Origin of the sequence: Nocardia amamiensis (assembly GCF_015477605.1) — a bacterium.
Lineage (GTDB): Bacteria > Actinomycetota > Actinomycetes > Mycobacteriales > Mycobacteriaceae > Nocardia > Nocardia amamiensis_A.
On the sequence record NZ_JADLQX010000170.1, the window covers coordinates 1 to 991 of the forward strand.

Here is a 991-nt window from a genome sequence, read left to right on the forward strand (position 1 = left end):
ACTACACCAACGCTAGGGACGCGACGCGGCTGCGAAGTGTTCAGGAAATGGACAGTCCGCCGTCGGTGATCCGCAATGCCTTGAGCCTGGCATACAAAGTGGTGCGGCTGATGCCCAGATCTTGCGCCGCCTTGAGTTTGTTCCCGTCGTGGCGGCGCATGGCTTCGATGATGGCCTCGAGTTCGGCACGCTCCCGGCCGGACAGCCGCCGCACGCGTGAAGCCAGGCGGTAGGGCTTGGGCAGATCGCCGACGGTCACGTCGCCTGCGCGCCGATGCCGCACCACGTGCGCCAGGACGGCCTTGAGCTCGTGCAGATTCCCCGGCCATGACTGGGCGGCAAGGACTTCGATCACGCTCGGCAACAATCGTATGTGCGCGGCGGGATCCAGTTCCCGCACCAGGCGTTCCGCGATCGACGCGAGTTCGGGTCCCCGGTTGCGCAGCGGAGGCATCTCCACCCGATGCAGGCACACCGCGGCCAACGCGGCATGCGCGCCGCGCAGCTCGGACACCGGCGGCGAAGTAAGGATCAGCCGCGGGCCACGGCCGGTGGAGATAGCCTCGGTGAGGACGTCGGCCAGCGGTTCCGGCAGGAGGTCGATATTGTCCACGCACAGCGTGCCGCTGGGTTGGTCGAGCCGTTCACGCAGCAGCTTCACCCACGTTCCCTCGCCCTCGACGGCGACATCGGCGCCGCTGCGGAACTCCACCGTGTCCTCTCGGGCGAGCCTGCGCGCCTCGGTGCTGCGCCCGGTGCCGCGGGCGCCTGCGACCAAGATGGGCCCTGTGCGCGTCGTGGCCTCGACGTCCCGCTGCGCGGTGAGCCGCGTGGGACGGGCGCCGTGTGAGTCGATCGGTTCGAAGTGGAACAGGGTGCCGCCGCCGGCCCCGGCAATCTGTGCCAGACGAGCGCGAACCACGATGCCGGAGGCGAGGGTGACGTCGGTGGTATGAGCGCCGCGGTCCAGATCGTCGGTCAGCATCCGCAG

Annotated in this window: 1 protein-coding gene; it reads right to left on the bottom strand. The window is 69.0% G+C overall.

Features of this window, described 5'->3' with window-relative positions; all coding sequences use genetic code 11:
* Nucleotides 1–40 precede the first annotated feature (40 nt).
* Nucleotides 41–991 (bottom strand): helix-turn-helix domain-containing protein (locus tag IU459_RS37295; RefSeq protein WP_324199182.1); only part of this gene is annotated, 951 nt, incomplete at its 5' end.